The organism is Chryseobacterium sp. MYb264 (assembly GCF_035974275.1).
Lineage (GTDB): Bacteria > Bacteroidota > Bacteroidia > Flavobacteriales > Weeksellaceae > Chryseobacterium.
In genome coordinates, this window is sequence record NZ_CP142422.1 from 2,588,103 (window position 1) to 2,609,662 (window position 21,560).

The 21,560-nt window shown below is 36.0% G+C and carries 19 protein-coding genes; 6 read left to right on the forward strand and 13 right to left on the reverse strand.

The genetic code is table 11. The features are described from left to right. Positions 1-252: 252 nt before the first annotated feature. Complete coding sequence (gene dusB, locus VUJ46_RS11060) at positions 253-1,254, forward strand: tRNA dihydrouridine synthase DusB (RefSeq protein WP_326985037.1); 1,002 nt, start codon at positions 253-255, stop codon at positions 1,252-1,254. A 63-nt stretch (positions 1,255-1,317) separates the two neighbouring features. Here the strand turns inward: dusB and deoC are convergent, their stop codons facing one another. From deoC to VUJ46_RS11085, 5 genes are all read right to left on the reverse strand, one after another. Then, positions 1,318-2,064 carry a deoxyribose-phosphate aldolase gene (deoC, locus tag VUJ46_RS11065; protein ID WP_326985092.1) on the reverse strand — a complete coding sequence of 249 codons (747 nt, stop codon included), beginning with the start codon at positions 2,062-2,064 and terminating at the stop codon, positions 1,318-1,320. Between the two features lie 3 nt (positions 2,065-2,067). Further along, entirely contained in the window at positions 2,068-2,538 is a 471-nt protein-coding gene (locus VUJ46_RS11070) for an Lrp/AsnC ligand binding domain-containing protein (protein WP_326985038.1), read from the reverse strand. A gap of 43 nt (positions 2,539-2,581) precedes the next feature. Further along, positions 2,582-3,517: an endonuclease/exonuclease/phosphatase family protein gene (locus VUJ46_RS11075; RefSeq protein WP_326985039.1), complete on the reverse strand. Its 936-nt coding sequence runs from the start codon at positions 3,515-3,517 to the stop codon at positions 2,582-2,584. A 367-nt stretch (positions 3,518-3,884) separates the two neighbouring features. Next, positions 3,885-4,556, reverse strand: coding sequence for a tRNA (guanosine(37)-N1)-methyltransferase TrmD (gene trmD, locus VUJ46_RS11080; protein WP_326985040.1), 672 nt, complete (start codon positions 4,554-4,556; stop codon positions 3,885-3,887). Beyond that, positions 4,553-5,815, reverse strand: coding sequence for an NAD(P)/FAD-dependent oxidoreductase (locus VUJ46_RS11085; protein WP_326985041.1), 1,263 nt, complete (start codon positions 5,813-5,815; stop codon positions 4,553-4,555). Before VUJ46_RS11085 ends, trmD begins: the two co-directional genes overlap by 4 nt. 65 nt (positions 5,816-5,880) lie before the next feature. Here VUJ46_RS11085 and VUJ46_RS11090 point away from each other — a divergent pair, with 65 nt between their 5' ends. Further along, positions 5,881-6,744, forward strand: a complete 864-nt coding sequence (locus tag VUJ46_RS11090) for a glycoside hydrolase family 25 protein (RefSeq protein ID WP_326985042.1) — start codon at positions 5,881-5,883, stop codon at positions 6,742-6,744. Positions 6,745-6,799: 55 nt separating this feature from the next. Here the strand turns inward: VUJ46_RS11090 and VUJ46_RS11095 are convergent, their stop codons facing one another. The 3 genes from VUJ46_RS11095 to VUJ46_RS11105 all read right to left on the reverse strand — a co-directional run bounded on the left by VUJ46_RS11095 (position 6,800) and on the right by VUJ46_RS11105 (position 10,261). Next, positions 6,800-8,443, reverse strand: coding sequence for an alpha/beta fold hydrolase (locus tag VUJ46_RS11095; RefSeq protein WP_326985043.1), 1,644 nt, complete (start codon positions 8,441-8,443; stop codon positions 6,800-6,802). 125 nt (positions 8,444-8,568) lie between these two features. Beyond that, positions 8,569-9,699: an 8-amino-7-oxononanoate synthase gene (locus VUJ46_RS11100; protein ID WP_326985044.1), complete on the reverse strand. Its 1,131-nt coding sequence runs from the start codon at positions 9,697-9,699 to the stop codon at positions 8,569-8,571. Between the two features lie 46 nt (positions 9,700-9,745). Next, positions 9,746-10,261 carry a DUF1761 domain-containing protein gene (locus VUJ46_RS11105; RefSeq protein WP_326985045.1) on the reverse strand — a complete coding sequence of 172 codons (516 nt, stop codon included), beginning with the start codon at positions 10,259-10,261 and terminating at the stop codon, positions 9,746-9,748. A gap of 274 nt (positions 10,262-10,535) precedes the next feature. On the opposite strand from VUJ46_RS11105, the gene VUJ46_RS11110 reads away from it, so the two are divergent. Continuing rightward, positions 10,536-12,422 (forward strand): ABC-F family ATP-binding cassette domain-containing protein, encoded by a 1,887-nt coding sequence (locus VUJ46_RS11110; protein WP_326985046.1) that lies wholly within the window; start codon positions 10,536-10,538, stop codon positions 12,420-12,422. Positions 12,423-12,565: 143 nt separating this feature from the next. Here VUJ46_RS11110 and VUJ46_RS11115 read toward each other — a convergent pair whose 3' ends face one another. Then, positions 12,566-13,624, reverse strand: a complete 1,059-nt coding sequence (locus tag VUJ46_RS11115; protein ID WP_326985048.1) for a Gfo/Idh/MocA family oxidoreductase — start codon at positions 13,622-13,624, stop codon at positions 12,566-12,568. 294 nt (positions 13,625-13,918) lie between these two features. Here VUJ46_RS11115 and VUJ46_RS11120 point away from each other — a divergent pair, with 294 nt between their 5' ends. Then, complete coding sequence (locus VUJ46_RS11120; RefSeq protein ID WP_326985049.1) at positions 13,919-14,434, forward strand: hypothetical protein; 516 nt, start codon at positions 13,919-13,921, stop codon at positions 14,432-14,434. Between the two features lie 161 nt (positions 14,435-14,595). Beyond that, positions 14,596-15,189 carry a hypothetical protein gene (locus VUJ46_RS11125; RefSeq protein WP_326985050.1) on the forward strand — a complete coding sequence of 198 codons (594 nt, stop codon included), beginning with the start codon at positions 14,596-14,598 and terminating at the stop codon, positions 15,187-15,189. A 97-nt stretch (positions 15,190-15,286) separates the two neighbouring features. Here VUJ46_RS11125 and VUJ46_RS11130 read toward each other — a convergent pair whose 3' ends face one another. Next, the gene (locus VUJ46_RS11130) at positions 15,287-15,922 is read right to left on the reverse strand and encodes a peroxiredoxin (RefSeq protein ID WP_326985051.1); all 636 of its coding nucleotides are present in this window, start codon (positions 15,920-15,922) and stop codon (positions 15,287-15,289) included. A 100-nt stretch (positions 15,923-16,022) separates the two neighbouring features. Between VUJ46_RS11130 and VUJ46_RS11135 the strand changes: the two genes are divergently transcribed. After that, a complete protein-coding gene (locus tag VUJ46_RS11135) occupies positions 16,023-16,904 on the forward strand; it encodes a mechanosensitive ion channel family protein (protein WP_326985052.1) in 882 nt (293 codons plus the stop codon). 288 nt (positions 16,905-17,192) lie between these two features. Here VUJ46_RS11135 and VUJ46_RS11140 read toward each other — a convergent pair whose 3' ends face one another. The 3 genes from VUJ46_RS11140 to katG all read right to left on the reverse strand — a co-directional run bounded on the left by VUJ46_RS11140 (position 17,193) and on the right by katG (position 21,406). Further along, the gene (locus tag VUJ46_RS11140) at positions 17,193-18,107 is read right to left on the reverse strand and encodes a DMT family transporter (RefSeq protein ID WP_326985053.1); all 915 of its coding nucleotides are present in this window, start codon (positions 18,105-18,107) and stop codon (positions 17,193-17,195) included. 100 nt (positions 18,108-18,207) lie between these two features. Then, complete coding sequence (locus VUJ46_RS11145; protein WP_326985054.1) at positions 18,208-18,771, reverse strand: Crp/Fnr family transcriptional regulator; 564 nt, start codon at positions 18,769-18,771, stop codon at positions 18,208-18,210. 358 nt (positions 18,772-19,129) lie between these two features. Continuing rightward, a complete protein-coding gene (gene katG / locus VUJ46_RS11150) occupies positions 19,130-21,406 on the reverse strand; it encodes a catalase/peroxidase HPI (protein WP_326985055.1) in 2,277 nt (758 codons plus the stop codon). Between the last annotated feature and the right edge of the window lie 154 nt (positions 21,407-21,560).

Genomic DNA, 21,560 nt, shown 5'->3' on the forward strand with positions numbered 1-21,560 from the left:
ACATATTATCGCATACTTCTGCCGCAAGAATAAAATATGATAAAAAAAATCTGAATAATTAGACGTTTTACCACTTTAAATAAATATCATCATATTCCACTTCAATACTTCCATCTTCCCACCTGATCCCTCTACTTGGCTCTTTTTACTTTTTACTTTTTACTTTTACCTTACAACCTTCCTCCATCTCATCTCTTACATTAATAGATACAATTATATTTTCGGAAGTTTAAAATTTTGTAATTTTGCAGCATGATAAAAATAGGCAATATAAAACTGCCGGAATTTCCGCTTTTACTGGCTCCTATGGAAGATGTGAGCGACCCTCCGTTCAGAAAGCTATGTAAAATGCATGGTGCAGATTTAATGTATTCAGAATTTATTTCTTCTGAGGGCTTGATTCGTGATGCCATGAAAAGCCGAAAGAAACTGGATATTTTTGATTACGAGCGTCCTGTCGGTATCCAGATCTTTGGTGGCGACGAGGAAGCTATGGCCATGTCTGCAAGAATAGTGGAAACCGTCAATCCTGATTTAGTTGATATTAATTTCGGATGTCCCGTAAAAAAAGTAGTTTGCAAAGGCGCCGGCGCCGGAGTTTTAAAAGATATTGACCTTATGGTCCGCTTAACGAAAGCCGTAGTTAGGTCAACCAGTCTTCCTGTTACCGTAAAAACCAGATTAGGCTGGGATTCTACTTCCATTAACATCGATGAAGTTGCAGAACGGCTTCAGGAAACAGGTATCAAGGCGCTCACTATTCATGCCAGAACACGTGCACAAATGTATAAGGGTGAAGCAGATTGGGAACACATTTCAAGAATCAAACAAAATCCGAATATTGAAATTCCTATTTTTGGAAATGGCGATATTGACTCTCCGGAAAAGGCGTTGGAATATAAACAAAAATATGCGTGTGACGGGATTATGATCGGTCGTGCCGCTATCGGGTATCCGTGGATCTTTAATGAAATCAAACATTTTTTTAAAACGGGAGAACATTTGGCTGCCCCCACTATCGAAGACAGACTACTGGCGGTTCGTCAACATGCTGAATGGAGTGCTGAATGGAAAGGCGAAAGATTAGGGCTTGTGGAAATGAGACAGCATTACAGCAACTATTTCCGCGGAGTTCCTCACTTCAAAGATTTCAGAAAAAAATTCCTTGAAGTTTTTACTTTAGAAGAAATGGATGCTCTGATTAAAGAAACCCAACAGTTTTATAAAGAATATCTTGCACAGCAAGAGGCATAGAATAAAAAAATAAACCATCAAAGTCAATTTTGATGGTTTATTTTTTATTATTTATCTGACTTTTCAATACGTTCCAGAGGCCGACTCATTTTTAATTAAAGCCAATGCTGAAGAGGTACCTATTCTCTTTACTCCGAGATTGATCATTCTTTCTGCATCTTCGGGAGTTCTCACTCCTCCGGCAGCCTTTACCGGCAGCTTTCCTGCATTGTTCAGCATAATTTGGATGCCTTCAAACGTCGCTCCGTTCGGCTTTCCATCTTTCGTTTGATAAAACCCCGTTGAAGATTTCACGAAAATAGATGCTACATCACCTTCTGAGAAATTTTCTTCAGCCCAATGAGAAATATGTTGAGTAAGATCTGCAATTTGTTCATCATTTAAAGCAGCAATTTCAATAATCCACTTCGCTATTTTATGATGCTGTAAACATAACCGGGTACACTGAACAAATTCTTCCTTTACGATATCCAGATTTCCTTTCAGATATGCTGTGTAATTAATTACGAAATCCAATTCGTCGGCCCCGTCTGAAATAGCCTTACCGGCTTCTGTCAATTTTTCGTCGATATTATAGGTTCCTTCATGAAAACCGATAACCGTTCCTACGACAACATCTGAATTTCTATCCTGAATATACTTTTTGATCGGTGCCACATAATCTGGACGAATCATGACGGCAAAGATACCATTATCAATAGCTTCCTGAGCAAGTTTCTCGTTAATTTTTAAAGTTTCTTCTTTTGATAGGCCTGACTGTTCAGGAGTTTTCAAATAGGTTGAATCCAAATATTGCGCAATATTCATAATCTGTTATACTTTCAATTGTCTGTAAATTCCTTGCTCCAAAGATATGAAAGTTTCCGTTCTTGTCACCCCTTTCAGCTTTTGAAGTTTACTCAAAATCTGCATAAGATGATCATTATCTTTACAAAGGACCTTAAGGAAGATGGTATAATTTCCTGTAGTATAGTGAGCTTCCACGACTTCATTGATATCTTTCAATGATTTTACGACATCCGGGTAATGGCTGGGCTGATCCAAAAATACCCCGATATATGATATTACCTTATACCCTATTTTCTTAGGATTCAGAAAAGAAATTGAATTTTCGATAACCCCTGCATGTTCCAGTTTTTTTATTCTCTGATGAACAGCTGTTGTCGAAATCCCTACATTTTTGGAGATATGGGCTAAAGATGTTTTAGCGTTATCCATCAGCATATAGATAATTTCCTTGTCAATGGAATCCAAATGATAGTTTGCGTTGCTTAAATTTTTCATTTTTTCTACTTTTTTTTATTATTCATGTTTTTAATTAACAATATTATAAACCTGTGAATTCCACGAAAACCGGAAAATGATCACTGTACCCTCCCAAATATCTTGTACCGGCGTAAGTACGGAAAGGTCGGCCTTCAAAATTCCTGTTGCGGCTTCTTATTTTTTCAGAATTAAAGATCCCTGCTTTCTCGAAACAAAGTACAGCATCACCGTCAAATAAAGATTTTGACAAAATAATCTGATCAAACAACAGTCCGGATTTGTAATGAAAAGTAGAATATTTTCTGGCAGAAAACAGCGCTTCAAAAGGGTTTTCCAACACCTTTATCTGGCTATCATCGAAGAGAATTTTTTTCAAATTTTCATCATCTGGGTTTTCGTTAAAGTCACCACAAAGAATTACATGTTCCTTATCTTTATCCAGAAGGCTCAAAATTCTGCCCCGAATTTCTGAGAGTATAAAGGCTCTTTTGGGTCTGTTAACATCCTTTTCGCGCTTAGAGGGAAGGTGCGCAATAAAAATGTTTAGGACAGCTCCTTTATATTTCACTTTTGAATAAAGTACATCCCTAGTTGTATCGTAATTCTCTGTGTTTTTATCTATAATTTCAAAGAAGTAAGTAATCGTTTCTGAATCTATTACCTCTATTTTATCCTTATCATATAACATGGCAACATCGACCTTTCTTTCATCCATGGAATTGTAATGAACAATTCCGTATTGAGAATTAAAAGGTTCTAGCTGCACAAGATCTTCCAGTACTTTCCTTCCGGAAACTTCAGAAAGACCTATGATAAATGGCAAATTACCATTTTTTTCTTTCATTAGCTGAAAAACGTGTGAAATTTTAAAGAGCTTGTTCTTGTATCGCTTTTCATCCCAATTCCTCAATCCCGATATCGTGGGATCCAGCTTATGTTTGGGCGGGGGATCCGGTAAAAATAAATTTTCTACATTATAAAAAGAGAACAGCTCCATCAACACGCATTTCTTTCCTAAAGTTTATACTACACTTTTCTTGATGTAAATTTATTATTTTTTTTTAAATATGATTAATTTATTTACAATATTTTCATATTTATTTTATATTCAAATAGTCACATTTTAGAAAAAACGTTTAACCACAATGGTTAATTTGGTTAAAAATTTCAACATATTTGAAATTAATTACTTTTTTCTTAAAATAAAATAGAATATATTTTTTTAAATTTAAGAAAAAAAATAACTCATTTAAGGCCTATAAAAGATAATATTTTAACTTCAAACGCATTTATAACAATTATCATTCCAATTAAAAAATGATTTATAGAACTATAATCCTGAAAACTAACTTTATTACCAATTATCATAGTAAATCGGGACGTTTTTCTTTTGTTATTCTCACCGCTTCATCATGACGCCATTCTTCAATTTTGCCAAAATTGCCACTTAAAAGAACTTTTGGAACCCCCAGACCTTTATAAATTTCAGGACGGGTATAAATAGGAGGAGATAACAGATCATCCTGAAAACTATCGGTTAAAGCACTTTGTTCATCATTTAACACGCCGGGAAGCAGTCTGATGACAGAATCAGCAAGAACACAGGCTGCTAGCTCACCACCGGTCAGCACATAATCTCCGATAGAAATTTCTTTTGTCACGTGCAGATCTCGCACACGCTGATCGATCCCTTTATAATGACCGCATACAAAGATTAGATTCTCTTTAATAGAAAGCGTATTCGCTATTTTTTGATTTAAAGTAACACCATCCGGCGTCAGATAGATTACCTCATCATACTCTCTCTGCGATTTAAGCTCAGAAATACAGTTATCCAGAGGTTCAACCATCATCACCATTCCTGCACCGCCACCGTAAGGTTCATCATCAACCTGCTTCTTCTTGTGAAGTCCCCAATCTCTCAGCTGATGAAAATGTACTTCGGCCAGACCTTTATCCATTGCTCTTTTCAAAATAGAAGTTTGAAAAGGACTTTCCATTAATTCTGGAAGTACACTTATTATATCAATTCTCATTGTACTGTTTCGTTTTTCTTATTAGGTAAAATAATGAGTCGTAAAGACGAATCTTTGTTGAAATAACTCCACATCCAGTTGAAGAACACGGCCAGTTTATTTCGAACGCTCAAAATTAGCATTAAATGTAGGAACATCCAGAAATACCAGGCCAAAAATCCCTGAAATTTTATAAAAGGGAGATCTACGACGGCTCTGTGCTTTCCGATAGTAGCCAATGAGCCCTGATCTTTGTATTCATACTCCACCCAATCGGCAGCTGTTTTCTTTAAAAGATTTTTACCCAGATTCTTTGCCTGATTAATCGCTACATTCGCCACCTGAGGATGTCCGTGCGGATATTTTGGAGTCTCCATATAAGCAATATCCCCAATGGCAAAAATATTATCATATCCTTTTATCTTATTATAACGATCTGTAATATATCTGTTTCTTATCAATTTATCTTCCGGAAAACCGTCGACTACATTCCCGGTAACTCCCGCTGCCCAGATGACGTTGTTGGAAGCAATTGTTTTCCCGCTTTTCATGTGTACTTTGTCACCGTCGTAATCTGTCACATATTCTTCACTGAGAAAAGTAACCCCCAGCTCTTTCAGATATTTTTCAGATTTTTCCTGAGCCTCGGAGCTCATTACTGCTAAAGGCTTTTCTGTAGAGCTCACCAGAATAATATTCAAATGGTCAAAATTCATAAAAGGATAATCTCGTGGAAGAATTTCCTTTTTCATTTCAGCAAAAGCTCCCGCGAGTTCAACTCCGGTAGGACCACTTCCTACGATCACAATATTCCAGTTTCCGTCATCACTTCGCCCTTTCTCAATGATCAGTTTTTCAAAGGTCATTAAAACGTGATTACGAATCCCAATTGCTTCCTGGGTATTTTTCATCCCGAAAGCTTTATTTTCAAGATCTTTATTTCCAAAAAAATTGGTTTTACAGCCGGTGGCAATGATGAGCTTATCGTAAGTAAATTCCGCTTCTTCCGTAATAACTTTATTGTTTGCCGCATCTATTTCGCGTACTTCTGTCATCCGGAACTGTGTATTTCTGGACTGCTGGAAAATCTTCCGGAAAGGAAAAGAAATATTGGAAGGTTCTATCCTTCCACACGCCACCTGATAGAAAAGAGGCTGAAACATATGATGGTTTACCCGATCTAAAACAATGACTTTTTTGTTCTTGTTATTTAATGTTTTTGCAAGTTGCAGCCCCGCAAATCCTCCTCCTATAATGATGATCTTTTCGCGTGTTTCCATAGTATACAAATTTACTGATTTTATTTAGCATTTAGTAGTGAAAAAAGTTAGTTTTGTAAAACTTTATGTCACCGAAAAAGTACAGCAAAAAGACCGCCAAAAGGCTCCATAATAACCGACGAAAGAACTATTTTTTCCGTCGCAAAGTGGTATTGGCTATTTTGATTATTGCATTAATCGGAACGGGGTTATATCTAAAACAATCAATCAGTTACTATTACGCCCTTTACTTTAATAAATTCACACATAAAAAGCTTCACAACAACGAAACTGAAACCTTAAGAATTCAGAAAATATTGTCCAATAACCTTGATAAAACATATGGTTTTGATATTTCACATTATCAAAACCGAGAAGACATCAAATGGGACAGTTTGACCATCGGAAATAAAACAATTCCCTTGGAATTTGTGGTGATGAGAGCCACCATGGGGAATCGTAATGCCGATAAACATTTTGATGAGTTTTGGGAGCAGGCTAAAAAAAATGATCTTATCCGCGGTGCCTATCATTTTTATCGCGCTGATGAAGATCCGGTCATTCAGGCTAATAATTTTTTAGAAAACGTAAAACTGGAAAGTGGAGACCTACCTCCCATACTTGATATTGAAAAGATTCCGAAACGTAAAACCAACAAAAAGCTCGTGGAGGATTTAAAAATCTGGTGTAAAATCGTGGAAGAAACCTATGGTGAAAAGCCAATTATTTACACCTATTATCATTATTATAAAGATTTTCTGAAAGGCGATTTTGATGATTATCCGCTCTGGCTGGCCAATTATAATGACGTCCCTACTCCATCTCCGGACAGCGACTGGGATCTTTGGCAGTTCACCGAAAACGGAATCGTACAAGGCATTAACACCAAAGTAGATCTGGATATTTACAATGGCAGTTCATGGTCTTTAAAAAGACTGACTTTAGATTAAACAAAAAACACTTCCGAGCCGTTCGAAAGTGTTTTTTATATTTTGATTTAGTAATTTAATTCTTCAAAAAATCAATCACATCTTTATTCAGTTCATCCGCAATTTCAAAAGGAAGATAATGAGAAACCTTCGGATAAATCTTCAGTTTTGCATTCGGAATTTCTTTAGCCAGCATTTCTGTATGATCTTTTCTGATAACATCATTCTCCCCGGCAATTACAAAGACCTTACTTTTTATTGTATTTAAGGATTTCTTGGTAATATTAGGTTCATTTAACATTAAATTCAGTAATCTTTTTTCGTTATTATATTCTGCCTGTTGAGAAAGCTCCATGAATTTCACTTTGCTTTTAAAATTTTTCAATAATTCTCCGTCAACGCCTTGCGGATAAGCATTCGCACCAATGATAATTAATTTTTCTACGTTTTGAGGATATTTTAAAGCAAATTCAAGTCCTGTATTTCCACCGTCACTCCACCCCAGAATATTGGCTTTAGACAAATTCAATTGATCCATTATATTTTTAAGATCATCAGCAAAGATCTTATAGGTTAAATTCCCTTTCGTAAGGTCTTCACTTTTCCCCTGAGATCTGGTATCAATGGCGATCACTTTGAATTGCTTTGAAAGCTCAGGAATCTGCCTGTAAAACTCTTTGATGCTACCGCCGTTTCCATGAAGTAAAATAAGAGGCTCTCCTTCGCCATAGGTTTCGTAATATAATGCTGCATCATTCAGTTTCACCGTTTTTCCTGCCGTTTCATTTCTTCCGTAAATAGAAGCTTCAGACTCCATATTGTACTGGCTGAGATCCGGAGTAAGCATTGAAGCTCTGTCGCTGTTATCTTTCACTTCGTCTTTGAGATTTTTTCCGCTCTTATCCACTTTTACGTCAATATTAATTGCCGGAGCTGCGATAGACATTTTTTTCCAGTCACCATAAAACTCTCGAATATATCCCGTTCTGAATAATGCTGCACTAATTTTTATTCCACCCTCAATTTTTCTTAAAAATTGTATTCCTACGAAAAATTTTCCTTGCAACCAAATATTACGATCATTTACATCAAGCGTAAAAGTACCGTCCTTCAGCTTATCTTCCGTTAATTTTACTGTAATCTCCTCATTTAGAATATTTTTATCCGGAAAACCATTTTTCTCTGAGTAAATACTATAACGTATTAAAATAGGCTGTTCAGAATCTATTTTTACAACATTCAGATTAATATTTTTAATTTTTGCTCTTTTGTTTGTATTAAATTCCAAAGCAGTTTCCAAATAATCTTCAGGCGACGAATCTTTGTTTAAAGAGTACATTATGCTCTTTGTTTTGGTCTTAACACCCCAATTTTTATCAACTAATTTTTTCGGTGCAATTTTCACTTCCTGAATATCCTTTACTTTTTCGTTTAAAATAATTTTTCGTGGATTTTGCTGAATGAAATCTTTAATATTCTCTGAAAAACTTTCGTAACCGGCAACATCTATTTTTACTTTATGGGAAGCATTTGACTTTGAAAGATCAATGGTAAAATTCCCTTTCTCATCTGAGATCACGCCGGTCGACTCTTTTTCCACACCTATTTTCACATAAGGGATTGGTCTTTTTTCATCATTGGAAATAACCGTTCCGGAAATGATCTGCGCATTATAATATAAAGTAGAGAATAAAAGAAATAGAATATTGAATTTTTTCATGTTAAAAGTTTGCGGCAAAAATCAAAATTTTTATCAACAATTACTCATAATATGATATTAAAATTAATTCCGTTTTAGTTAAATTTACTTAAAAACATACTTCACAGAAAATGCAACAACATAAACTATTTAAAAGGTTTTCTCTGAATCCATTCTATTTTCGGGGAAAGAGACGGAAAAATATTTTTCATAAATGGATTAATGGCGCAATTATTATGCTTGATCAATCCGAAAATTTCAAACGGTTCTGCTCCGATTGTTGACTTTATCTCTAAAGCCGTTCTTCCGAAAATTATTCTTGAAAACTGTTGAGTTATTCCAAATTCAACCATATCTAAGAGCATATTCAGATAAAGCTGCATCTGTTTTTGAATTTCTTTATCGTACCCTAAAAAGTAGGTATCAATATCTTTTGAGTTAAGAATTAAGGTATAAAAACCGACAAGCCTATCATCAAAAAAATATCCGAAAATTTTAAAATTTTTATTCAGGCATTCTTTCATTTTTTCAAAATGATTTTCAGCGAGAAAAAAAGTATTGAAAGGAGCATTTTCAGCAACATTTTGATATAGAACATTCATGGTATGCTGATGCTTTCTGATATCAGATAAGCTCAGTTCCTGTTTTATAATGCCAAGTGATTTTTTCTTCGCAGATTTAGCTCTGTCGCGGTATTTTTTAGAAAAATCACTCAAATAATCATTGAAATTTTTCCAATTTTCCCTGAGCCTCATCATCATATTGGGCTGCACTGAAAACCTGAAATACGATTCGTGGTTTTTATCCTGAAAATATTTTACAAAATTAGACTGATAATCTTTATAAATAACCAAGTCTGTTTTTCGGATTTCCTTCTGCATTCTGCAGACGGCTTCGTCCAGAAGTGAAACCATCTTTTCTATGGTAACTTTCGAACCATCGAAATAAAACCCGTTTTGTCCCGTCAGCATATTATTTCCGAGAATCATCACATCTTTGCTGAATTGTCTGGCTGTAAAATTCCGCATATCACACAACATCTCATTTTTCTGAAACGTTTTATGCTGAAGAAAATCCAAATACTGAAACAAAGCGCCGCCAATCAATTGATCATCCTGAAAAAATCCGAAAAAAAAACATTCCATATTCTCTGGTTTCGAGACCTCAAGAACACAAAAATATTCTTTGGAAAGCATGATATTATGATTTCCAACGATGGCATTCCAATTTTCAGGCAAATCAGAAGTCTTACTGTAAATTTTCAAAGTATATGACATAAAAAAGGCTACGCAAAAGTAGCCTTATCTTTTAAATATGTTCAAATTATTTTTGTGTTACCCAATGAAAACCGTCTACCGCATACCAGCCGCAGATAATTCCGCCCATAATGGTGATGGTAATTGTCCAGTAAGCAGAATTAATCATCGTATATCTCCAGGATTTCCTTTCAAACATTGCATTGATTGCCGTCATCGGAAAAACAAATAAAAATCCTGCCATGAAAGAATGTAAAGCCCCGTGTCCAAAAGAGCGATAGGCCATTTTATAGTCTTTCATAAACGCGTGATAAGAATCATTAGCATTCAGCTCATCTCCGCCTACCATTCCCAGTGCTCCAAACTGATGAATAGTGACAAATTGAAGAAAAAGCCCCATCAATAAGGATAAAATCACAGAGAAAACAAAGACACCAATCATAGAGCCTTTCATTTTTTCTTCTGTCAATCCGGATTCTTCCATCCAGATTCTACCAAAAATTTTGGGATGATACCAGATAAATCCCATTATTAATGGAACAAGTGCAGCTACGAAAATAGCCCAATAGTTAATTTGCATCATAGTTTTAATTTTATAATATGTTATAATAAAGCTACATTAAAAATCAATACAAAATGTATTTAATTTAAAACATTGTTAATTTTAATCACAATATCACAATTAAAACACCATCCATTGAATAATAATTCAAACCCAATAGCAATTTGTTGTTTATTTCAACCACAAACAAAATTCAAAATCGCATATTCTCAGAGGCTTTATTTAAAAGTTTTCTTGTTACATTTTCGTACTTTTGCGGCTCAATTGAAATTAAATATCAAACCATTACATTCCAATGAATTACGTTTCTGTAGAAAACCTTACCAAATCTTACGGCATTAAAGTTTTGTTTGAGGATATCTCTTTTCATGTAAATGAAGGAGATAAAATTGCCATCGTTGCCAAAAATGGAAGCGGAAAGTCTACCCTTCTTAAAATTTTAATGGGCAAGGAAATTGCAGACAGCGGAACGGTAAAAATTAATAAAGATATTCAGGTTGTTTTGTTTGATCAGGAAATCGAATTTGATTCTGATCTTACCATCGATGAGTTTATGATGACCTTAGATTCGGCACCTATTCAGGCTCTGAAAAATTATCATCAGTCGCTTCTTTCCACGGATTATGATTTCATTGAAAAAGCTTTGGCAGAAATGGAAATTCACAAAGCCTGGGATCTGGAAAATGAAATGGCACAAATCCTTTCTCAGCTAAAGATCACGGATCTGACGGCGAAAATGGGAACTCTTTCCGGAGGTCAGATCAAGCGTGTGGCACTGGCTAAACTATTGACAGAAACCAGAGCTGAACACCGCCATACTCTATTGATTATGGATGAGCCGACCAACCACCTTGATGTGGAAATGGTAGAATGGCTGGAAAGTTATCTGAGTAAAGCAAAAATCACGTTGATACTTGTAACCCACGACAGATATTTTCTGGATGCGGTTTGTGGAATTATCTGGGAAATGGAAGACAAAAATCTGTATTTCCATAATGGTTCTTACGCCACCTATCTTGAAAACAAAATGATTCGTGAGGATAATATGAATGCAACCATCGACAAAGCCAATAATCTTTACAGAAAAGAGCTTGAGTGGATGCGCAGACAGCCTAAAGCAAGAACAACAAAATCAAAATCCCGACAGGAGGACTTCTACGAAACGGAAAAAATAGCAAAAACCGACACGAGAAAAGAATCTCTGGAACTCGATTTCGAAATGAAAAGACTGGGAAATAAGATCTTAGAACTAAGAAATATTTCTAAAAGTTACGGTGAAAAATTATTATTGAAAGATTTCAGCTACCAGTTCCAGCGAGGTGAAAAAATAGGGATTGTAGGAAAAAATGGCGCCGGGAAATCTACTTTATTAAATATTATCCAAGGGTTTGAACCCAAAGATTCCGGAGAAATAGAAACCGGAGAAACCATCAAATTCGGGTATTTTTCACAAAAAGGACTTAAATATAAAGAAGAGGAAAGAGTCATCGATTTTATCAAAGAAATTTCTGAAAACTTTCCTTTGGCCAATGGAAGAACGATTTCGGCATCACAGTTTTTAAGATTATTCTTATTTGATGACCAAACTCAATATTCGCCCATCTCAAAACTTTCAGGAGGTGAAAAAAGAAGATTACACCTGATGTACATTCTATATCAGAATCCGAACTTCTTAATATGTGATGAGCCTACGAATGACCTGGATCTTCCGACATTGACGGTACTCGAAAATTTCTTATTGAATTTCCAGGGGAGTTTAATTATTGTTTCTCACGACCGATATTTTATGGATCGAATTGTTGACCATATTTTAGCGTTTGAAGGAGAAGGAAAAATCCGGGATTTTATAGGGAATTTCTCAGAATACAGAGAAAATTTAAAATTAGAAGATAAAACACCGAAAGCAGTTGTTGAGAAAAAAGCAGAAGCGCCAGTTCCTAAACCTACGCCAGTTGCTACGCCTCAGGCTCCAAAAAGAAAACTTTCTTTCAAAGAACAGAGAGAATTAGAGACTATTGACAAGGAAATTCCTCAGTTGGAAGAACAACGTGCGAAGATCCTTGAGCAGTTGAACAATGAAACGGATTACGAAAAAATAGCCAAACTTTCAGCTGAATTAGAAGCACTTTCCGAGAAATTGGAAAACCACGAAATGAGATGGCTTGAGCTTCAGGAAATATAATGAATTTAGAGTGAGAGGGTTGTAGAGTAGATAAGTTTGAGGAGTATCCGTATTTTAAATAAATTGTCTGAATTAATTTAATTAAGATACAGCCTCTACAACTCTCCTACTCTAAAACTCTCCCACGCTAATACTTTCAAACTCTATTCAAATGTAATTACCCGCTCGTCTTTCGAACTCGCCCACGCAGCATCAATAATTTTCATATTCAGAATCACTTCTTCTGCCGGTGATGGCAAGTAATATCCGAAAACGATATGCTCATAAATGTTTTGATAATAGTTCATATAATTTCCGGCCTCGCTTGAGGTAAGAATTCTTTCTGTTTCTTTATTTTCATTTAAATAATTCAGGATTCCATCTGCTTCTTTTAAAGGTAACGTCCAATCTTTACCATATTCAGGAACTGCTCCGGCTACCAGTTCATTTTCCTGATTATCTGTTCTTTCCTGTAAAAAACTACCATTGCTTCCATGCAGAACATAGGCGTAATGAGCTTCTTTACTAAACACGGAAGATTTTAACCTCACTCTTAATTCATCTTTATAATACAATAAAATTTCAAAATAATCGTTGGCATATTCAATTCCTTTCATAGAAAAAACATCTGCGAAAAGCTTTTCCGGAAAACCGAATAACTGAACTGCCTGATCTACCAAATGCGCCCCTAAATCGTGAAGAGAACCTGAACCCGTTTCATTTGGATTTTCTTTGTGAGATTTTCCACTTGGCTCGGTACGGAATCTATCAAAACGAATTTCCACTTCTTTAATAGTTCCTAATTTTTGTTCACTGATCACTTTCTGAACCTGAAGATAATCACGGTCAAATCTTCTGTTTTGGTAAACACTTAGAAAAAGACCTTTTTCTTCAGCTAATTTTGCCAACTGCTCTGCTTCTGAAACATTCACGGTGAAAGGTTTTTCCACCACAACGTTCTTTCCTGCCTCCAATGCCATTTTTACATATTCAAAATGAGTCTGAACAGGCGTATTCACCACAACCAGTTCGATATCTGCATGCTGCAACATTTCTTCGACGGAACGAAAAATTTCTGCATCGGGATATTTTTCTTTTGACTCTTCCTTACTTCTTTCTACCACAGCCGACATAAAAAATCCCGGATGTTCTTTTAAAAAGGGAGCATGGAAAACTTTCCCACTCATTCCAAAGGCACAAAGCCCGACTTTTACCAATTGCATAATTTTATTTTTAACAAATATATTTATAATTATTTTTAGCACATCCTTGATGATTCATTTTGGGATATGCATCATACGCAGAACTTTCCCGTTAGAATCTCACGGGATATTTATTTCAGTTCATCCCATTACTTTTACTTTTTTATTAAAAGCGGTAATCAGTACAGTACCTTTAAAGTTAAAACCCTTTACAGAGCCTTTATCAATTTATAATCACTATAATTTCTTTTTATAAAACGGAAGTTGCAAATTTGCATTTTTTAATTTAACCTTTAAAAGCAAAACAATTTACCTATGGATAAGATTAAGGATACGAGAAGTTTTATGAGAATCACCCATCGGTACCTGGGTTATTTTCTCGCGGGTATCATGGCGGTATACGCCATCAGCGGGGTTCTGCTGATCTACAGAGACACCGACTTTCTGAAAAAAGAACAGTCTTATGAAAAAGTAATAGAGAAGAACCTTTCCGAGAAAGAGATCAGCAAAGCGCTAAACATCAAAAACTTTGAAATAGAAAAGCAGGAAGGAGATATTCTTAAATTTAAAGAGGGCACCTATACCCCTTCTACAGGAGAGGCAAAATACACAAAAAAAGAACTTCCTTATCTACTTGACAAAATGGCTAAACTACACAAAGCCAAATCAAAGGACTCTTTGTCACCCTTAAATGCTTTCTTTGGGATTGCCTTATTATTTTTTGTGATTTCCAGCTTTTGGATGTTCAAACCGAAAACCAAAATATTCAAACGAGGAATAATTTTCACCATTTCAGGTATTATTATTTCTATTATTTTATTATTAATATAATTTTGCGAATTTTTTATTTTAAATGTTAAAAAAAACAATTATCAATTTTGTTAAATTTAACATTATTTTAAGAAAATTATCTGAAAATAAAGCTTTTGGCACGCATATTGAATCTCACTAGTTTTAGAATAATAAACATTAATTAATAAAAATTATAAATTATGAAAAAACTAATTCTAGCAGGTATACTAGGAGCAGCAGGATTAACAACTTCCATGAATGCTCAGATTCAAAAAGGAAACTGGATGGTAGGAAGCAGCTTGGTAACAAGTAATTTCGGATTAAATACCGGTGGTGGATATCAGATTAATCTTCAGCCAAAAGGTGCTTATTTCATTGAAGACAACGTAGCTGTTGGGGGATATGTAAATTTAGGTATTGGTAAATCATCAAACACATCAAATACCAGATTTGATTATGGAGTAGGTGCTTTAGGACGTTACTATCTTTCTCCGGGAGAGCAAGGTGTAGACAATTTATTAAACCACGGAAGATGGTTCTTCGAAGGTAATGTAGGTGTTGGTGGTTATTCTATCAGCAAAGGAGGTAACTCTACAACAGGTCTTGACTTTGGGGTAGGTCCTGGTTATTCTTACTTTATTACTCCGAACATCGGTTTAGAAGGTTTAGTAAAATATGCTGGGGTAACAGGTTTCGGGAACACAGGTTTAACGTCTAATATTACATTCAACCTTGGTTTCAGTATTTATTTGCCTACTTCTAAAGCTAAGCAGATTGCTAACGACGTTAAGTAATTTAATTACCTAACCTATATAAAATGAAATCGCCTCGAAAATATTTTCGAGGCGATTTTCTTACAAATTAAAACTAAACTATAAAAAATCAAATAAATCATGTATTGGGTTGGGGCGTATATCGTAGATACGGCTTTATTTCTGTAACCCCTTTTGGGAAAATTTTCCTCGCATCTTCTGTAGAAACCGCAGGGGGAATAATTACATCATCTCCATTTTTCCAGTTCACAGGGGTAGCAATTTTATGTGAATCAACCAACTGAAGAGAGTCCAGAACGCGGATAATCTCGTTGAAATTTCTTCCTGTAGAAGCAGGATATGTAATAATCAGACGAACTTTTTTTTCAGGATCAATAATTAATAATGACCGAACGGTCGCTGTCGCAGAAGCATTCGGATGAATAAAATCATACAATTCTGAAACTTTTCTGTCTTTATCGGCAATAATAGGAAACTGTACATCTGTATTCTGGGTTTCATTAATATCTTTTATCCAGTTTTGATGATCTTCTACACCATCTACACTTAAAGCAATAACTTTGGTTCCTCTTTTATCAAACTCAGATTTTAATTTTGAGGTAAAACCTAATTCTGTTGTACAGACCGGTGTATAATCCGCCGGATGAGAAAATAAAATTCCCCACGAATTGTCTAAATAAGTATAAAAATCAATGTTACCTGCAGATGACTCTGCCTGAAAATTCGGTGCAATATCTCCTAGTTTGATTGACATAATACGTTGTTTTTATTAGTCTACAAATTTAGTAGACTTTTTCTAACTGGCAAAATTTTTGCTGAAAATTTATATATTTAAATAAAAAAAGTTTCAATTCATGGAAAAAGAGAGTTTAAGGTATGTAGATGTGGTTTACAGAGTGCTGGAAAGCTGGTATATGAAATTTGCGGAGCTTACGCCCAAATTAATTGTAGGAATTCTTGTTTTTTCTTTCTTCTTAGTTACCAGTAAGTACCTCAGTAAAATTTCAGTAAAAATATTTCACAAACTGTTTCCTAAAAGCCAGAAGGAAAGTTCACTGGTCACCCTGATTGGTGTTTTCAGGTTCATTATTATGATCATGGGGACTTTTATTTCTCTGGAAATTATGGGATTCAGCGGTTTTCTATGGAAATTCATTGGGAGTCTGGGAGTTGCCGGGGTGATTGCCGGGGTAGCTTTGAAAGATCTGGTATCCAGCATTTTTTCGGGAATGCTTATCGGTATCGATAAAGCTTTTAAAGTAGGAGACTATATCAGTATTGGCGCCAACTCTGGAACGGTTTCGGAAATTGGCTTTCTGACCACAAAAATTATTACGGATGATGGTAGAAAGGTTTATATTCCGAATCAGGTCATTTTTAACGCACCCTTTTCCAATATTACCGCTTCACCACAACGCCGAATTATTTTAAATTTTGAAATTCCTGCTGATGAAGATATTTCCATAGCTCAGAAAGGCATGATGGAAGTACTTAAAAATTTAAAAGATATTGACCGTTCGGACAGTGCGGAGGTAATCTTCACAGATTTAAAACAGGGTATATTTACGCTTCAGGCTAAATTCTGGATGAAAGTTGGCGCCAACATCACCCACTTTAAAAGTGAGGCTTATTTAAAAATAAAGGAAAGACTGGATGCGGATGGCATACAGTTGATAACACCAACGAGCATCAGCATTACAGGTGTCGATAATGGAAACATCTCAAACCAGAGTTAATAACACTCCCATTTCCAAGCCGTCACCAGCCGCAGCCGCAGACTAGAAAAACAGCCTACACTTGCCCGGATGACATAATACAAATTATTTCAGAACTTAGAATGAAGGTCGGGACATCATATTTTTTTGATTTCCGACCTTATGCTTTATAGATGGGAAGAGTTAATGTACACAGATGGATACCCATTAACATTGTCATTTTCTTTGATTTTTTAGCATCAGTATTCCGCATGCTTCCAGCCGGATCTTTATTTTAGTTTCAGCGTCACTTACAGTATAGGATGCCCCCTATTGTGAAATCTTACCGTTATTACTTTTCTCTATCTGCTGTCCCTTCTTTTTTTCGGAAACAATACTCAATAAAACACCAAAAGTAATTAAAGATACTCCAACAGCTAAATTGACCCTAAAATCTTCACCGAAAAACAACACACTCACAGCCACAGCCACGATAGGCTCCAAAGCTCCCATAATAGAGGTTGGCGTTGAACCAATCATTTTAATTGCATACACTAAAGTGAGTATCGAAAGAACCGTGGTAACCAGTGCAAAAAGGGAAAGGTTACAGAAAATATCTAATTCAGGAATCAGCAATGAATCGCCCATTACCTGTGCTTTCACCAAATAATAAAAAGAAGAAAACAACATAGAATAAAATGTAATCTTCAGACTGGAGCCTCTAATTTTCACTTTATTTACCGTTACGATATACAATGCATAAAAAACAGCACTTAACGTTGCAATACCTAATCCCAGGATATTAATATCAAAAACCGAATCTTTGACACTTAAAATAAAAACACCGAAAATCGTTATAAATAATGATAAAACCGTGAGCTTCGTAATCGCTTCTTTAAAAACAAAAAAGACAATCAAAGCCACCACTACCGGATAAACGAAAAATATCGTTGACGCAATTCCCGGTGTGAGGTAGTCGTAACCCATAAAAAGAAATTCTGACATCAGTGCAAAAAAAACTCCCAAAATAAACAAAGTCAGGGTTTCTTTTCCGGAAATTCTCAGCGACTCTTTTTTGTAGATCAGCAAGGGAAGAATGAATATTGCAGAAAGAAAAAACCTGTAAAACAAGGTGATATTCATGGGAAACCCAATGGTTTTCAGAGGCAGGATAAACAAAGGAATCAAGCCATAGGAAACTGAAGAAATAAGAGCCGAAATGTAGCCTTTTGTTTTTATATTCATAGTGAATCAGCATCTATTTTTAATGCAAAAGCAAAGATTTTGATAAAAAACAGGGTAACAAATGACTTACATCACCGTTTTCATCTGATATAGATCAAATTTAAGGCTTTGAAATGCGGCTTAATGTCTCTCGGGAAATCCCCAGATAGGAAGCGATGATCGACTTGGGAACCCGCTGAATCAGCATCGGATATTGCAGAAGAAAAATTTCATACCGTTCTTTGGCATCATTACAAAGCAAAGAAACCAAACGTCTTTGGAAAGCGGCATAGGCTGCTTCAATTTTTTTTCGGAAGAAATATTCCATTTCGGGTAATTCATTACAAAGTCTCTCCCGGTCTTCAAAACTAAGCACCAGCAATTCACAGTCTTCAAGACATTCAACGGTAAGTGTGGCATTCTTTTTCTTAAAATAAGCATCGTAATCACTGATCCACCAATCTTCCATAGCAAACCGAACAATACGGTCTTTCCCGTCTTCAGACATCACAGAAGCCTTCAGACATCCCTTCACCACACAATATTCAAAATGAACGGAATCCCCTTCCTGAATTAGAAACCGATGCCTTTTTATTTTTTTAGACTTAAAAAAAGAGAGAATATAATTAAACTTTTCCTCTGTGAGAGGCGATAATTTTTCGATATGTTGTCTAAATTCTTCCATTCATCAAGAAAACCGTTTAAATCTAATTTTTATAAAGCGGGATAAATATATTAAAATCTCCATTGAATTCAATGAAAAAAGAACACTCCATGAAAATAGTAAAGGATTGTTCTGTTAAAAATAACAAGTCCTAAGTGTCATAAGAAACGACAGGTCACCTTTATAACCTGAGTTCGATTAAAATCAATAATTTAAAATTTTGATTTTATGGTTATTAAGATACGTATCATTGGGCTGAAGCCTATCCCTATTGGCCAGGTAGAATATCTTACCGATCAAACTCAGGTTTATATAGTATATTCAAAATAAAAAAAGGCAGCTTTAAAAAAGCTACCTTCTGTATGATATGAATCTCAGATTATTTTAAATCAAAACGATCTGCATTCATCACTTTTACCCAAGCTGAAACGAAATCTTTTACAAATTTTTCATTAGCGTCAGAACTTGCATATACCTCAGCAATTGATCTCAATTCAGAATTGGAACCAAAAACTAAATCTGCACGGCTCGCTGTCCACATTTTCTCACCTGTAGAACGATCTGTTCCTTCGTACAGTTCATTATCTGCTGAAACAGATTTCCATTGAGTTTGCATGTTTAACAGATTTACGAAGAAATCATTGGTTAAAACTCCTGGCCGTTTTGTAAAGATACCACGATCTGAACCGTCGAAATTTATATTCAAAGCTCTCATTCCCCCCACTAATACGGTTAATTCCGGAGCAGTAAGATTCAGCAACTGAGCTTTGTCAATTAATAAAGACTCCGTAGAAACAGCAAATTTTCTTTTTAAATAATTTCTAAATCCGTCTGCCGCAGGCTCAAGATACCCCATTGATTCCACATCAGTCTGTTCCTGAGAAGCATCTGTTCTTCCAGGTGCGAAAGGGACAATAATTTGATACCCTGCATCCTTTGCCGATTTTTCCACCCCTGCACTTCCCGCAATAACAATTAAATCAGCCAATGAAACTTTTTTACCTCCTGTCTGATTTTCATTAAATTCTTTCTGAATATTTTCTAAAGTTCCTAATACTTTTTGAAGCTGAGTCGGATTATTAACTGCCCAATATCTTTGAGGAGCCAACCGGATTCTTGCTCCGTTTGCCCCGCCTCGCTTATCGCTTCCACGGAATGTCGAAGCCGAAGCCCATGCCGTTGCCACTAACTCGGAAACTGATAATCCTGAATTTAAAATCTCAGATTTAAGAGCTTCCACATCAGAATTACTGATTAATTCATGATCAACTGCCGGGATGGGATCTTGCCAGATCAAATCCTCCTGTGGAATATCCGGACCAAGATAACGTTCTTTTGGCCCCATATCTCTGTGCGTCAGTTTAAACCAGGCTCTTGCAAAGGCATCTGCGAAGGCATCCGGATTTTCATAAAACTTTCTAGAAATTTTTTCGTAGATCGGATCAAATCTCAAGGATAAATCCGTTGTCAACATGGTTGCTCTATGCTTTTTAGCAGGGTCAAAGGCATCAGGAATAATCTCTTCACCATTTTTGGCCACCCACTGATGAGCTCCTGCAGGGCTTTTCGTTAATTCCCATTCATTTTCAAAAAGGTTTTTAAAGAAATAATTGCTCCATTCAGTCGGAGTTTCAGTCCATGTAACTTCTAATCCGCTGGAGATGGCATCCGTTCCTTTTCCGGATTTATAAGAACTGCTCCATCCCAATCCCTGATTTTCAATTCCCGCTGCTTCAGGCTCTTTTCCAACATGATCTGCCGGTCCGGCACCATGTGTTTTACCGAAAGTATGCCCTCCGGCAATCAAAGCCACTGTTTCTTCATCATTCATAGCCATTCTTCCGAAGGTATCTCTGATATCTTTTGCCGCGGCAATGGGATCAGGATTTCCATCAGGACCTTCCGGATTTACATAAATCAATCCCATCTGCACAGCCGCTAATGGCTTTTCCAAATCTCTGGAATGGATATCGCCGTCGGCATTGTCATCACTTGGCAGTACCCCGTGTCCAGGAACACCTTCTGAACCGTGAGCATAACGAATATCTCCTCCCAGCCACGTTTTTTCCATTCCCCAATACACATCCTGATCTGGTTCCCAAACATCTTCACGACCTCCTGCATATCCAAATGTTTTGAATCCCATCGATTCCAAAGCGATATTTCCTGTAAGAATCAATAAATCGGCCCAGGAAATGCTCCTGCCGTATTTTTGTTTGATAGGCCACAAAAGCCTTCTTGCTTTATCCAGACTTACATTATCCGGCCAGCTGTTCAATGGTGCAAACCGCTGTTGCCCTGCACCTGCTCCACCTCTACCGTCGCCTACACGATACGTTCCCGCACTGTGCCAGGCCATACGGATGAATAAAGGACCGTAATGCCCGAAATCCGCCGGCCACCACTCCTGTGAGTCCGTCATTAATGCATGAAGATCTTTTTTTACCGCTTCCAGATCAAGACTTTTAAATGCTTCTGCATAATTAAAATCTTCATCCATAGGATTTGAAAGCGAAGAATGCTGACGAAGAATGTCAACTCTTAATTGATCGGGCCACCAATCCAGGTTTTTAGTACCTCCTCCGGCGACATTTTCTTTTTTCATTGTACCGTTGTGAAACGGGCACTTGCTGATATCATTTGAATCTTTTTCCATTGTCGTTTAAATTTTTTATGTTGATTACAATTAAATTTCTCTGTTTAAGAACAAGGCAAACCTACAATAGTTTTAAAATAAATACAATCTATTAAAAATATTTTTACAATAGTAAAAAACTATAACATCTATTTTATCTTGTTTATAAGTTCAT

Coding starts and splice junctions, on each gene's coding strand:
- dusB (WP_326985037.1), top strand. CDS start 253: ATGATAAAAATAGGCAATATAAAACTGCCGGAATTTCCGCTTTTACTG.
- VUJ46_RS11070 (WP_326985038.1), bottom strand. CDS start 2,538: ATGAAAAATTTAAGCAACGCAAACTATCATTTGGATTCCATTGACAAG.
- VUJ46_RS11075 (WP_326985039.1), bottom strand. CDS start 3,517: ATGGAGCTGTTCTCTTTTTATAATGTAGAAAATTTATTTTTACCGGAT.
- trmD (WP_326985040.1), bottom strand. CDS start 4,556: ATGAGAATTGATATAATAAGTGTACTTCCAGAATTAATGGAAAGTCCT.
- VUJ46_RS11085 (WP_326985041.1), bottom strand. CDS start 5,815: ATGGAAACACGCGAAAAGATCATCATTATAGGAGGAGGATTTGCGGGG.
- VUJ46_RS11090 (WP_326985042.1), top strand. CDS start 5,881: ATGTCACCGAAAAAGTACAGCAAAAAGACCGCCAAAAGGCTCCATAAT.
- VUJ46_RS11095 (WP_326985043.1), bottom strand. CDS start 8,443: ATGAAAAAATTCAATATTCTATTTCTTTTATTCTCTACTTTATATTAT.
- VUJ46_RS11100 (WP_326985044.1), bottom strand. CDS start 9,699: ATGTCATATACTTTGAAAATTTACAGTAAGACTTCTGATTTGCCTGAA.
- VUJ46_RS11105 (WP_326985045.1), bottom strand. CDS start 10,261: ATGATGCAAATTAACTATTGGGCTATTTTCGTAGCTGCACTTGTTCCA.
- VUJ46_RS11110 (WP_326985046.1), top strand. CDS start 10,536: ATGAATTACGTTTCTGTAGAAAACCTTACCAAATCTTACGGCATTAAA.
- VUJ46_RS11115 (WP_326985048.1), bottom strand. CDS start 13,624: ATGCAATTGGTAAAAGTCGGGCTTTGTGCCTTTGGAATGAGTGGGAAA.
- VUJ46_RS11120 (WP_326985049.1), top strand. CDS start 13,919: ATGGATAAGATTAAGGATACGAGAAGTTTTATGAGAATCACCCATCGG.
- VUJ46_RS11125 (WP_326985050.1), top strand. CDS start 14,596: ATGAAAAAACTAATTCTAGCAGGTATACTAGGAGCAGCAGGATTAACA.
- VUJ46_RS11130 (WP_326985051.1), bottom strand. CDS start 15,922: ATGTCAATCAAACTAGGAGATATTGCACCGAATTTTCAGGCAGAGTCA.
- VUJ46_RS11135 (WP_326985052.1), top strand. CDS start 16,023: ATGGAAAAAGAGAGTTTAAGGTATGTAGATGTGGTTTACAGAGTGCTG.
- VUJ46_RS11140 (WP_326985053.1), bottom strand. CDS start 18,107: ATGAATATAAAAACAAAAGGCTACATTTCGGCTCTTATTTCTTCAGTT.
- VUJ46_RS11145 (WP_326985054.1), bottom strand. CDS start 18,771: ATGGAAGAATTTAGACAACATATCGAAAAATTATCGCCTCTCACAGAG.
- katG (WP_326985055.1), bottom strand. CDS start 21,406: ATGGAAAAAGATTCAAATGATATCAGCAAGTGCCCGTTTCACAACGGT.